This window comes from Haemophilus sp. HMSC066D02 (assembly GCF_001810545.1).
GTDB lineage: Bacteria > Pseudomonadota > Gammaproteobacteria > Enterobacterales > Pasteurellaceae > Haemophilus_D.
On record NZ_KV801809.1, the window covers coordinates 1 to 294 of the forward strand.

Here is a 294-nt window from a genome sequence, read left to right on the forward strand (position 1 = left end):
AAGTGTCCACACAGATTGATTGATATATTGTAGACAATATCGAGCAGAAAGCCGTTATTCCCTTGGGTCTGTAGCTCAGGTGGTTAGAGCGCACCCCTGATAAGGGTGAGGTCGGTGGTTCAAGTCCACTCAGACCCACCACTCAAACTGAGTGAGTGATTGAGGTGAATAAGGTAATAAATAAACGATGACATGGGGATATAGCTCAGCTGGGAGAGCGCCTGCCTTGCACGCAGGAGGTCAGCGGTTCGATCCCGCTTATCTCCACCACTTATCATCGTTAAGTAAATTGAG

At 48.0% G+C, this 294-nt stretch carries 2 tRNA genes; both read left to right on the top strand.

The features are described from left to right. Positions 1–64 precede the first annotated feature (64 nt). Positions 65–141: transfer RNA gene (locus HMPREF2750_RS06335), tRNA-Ile, on the top strand. A 53-nt stretch (positions 142–194) separates the two neighbouring features. Then, positions 195–270: transfer RNA gene (locus HMPREF2750_RS06340), tRNA-Ala, on the top strand. The last annotated feature ends 24 nt before the right edge of the window (positions 271–294 follow it).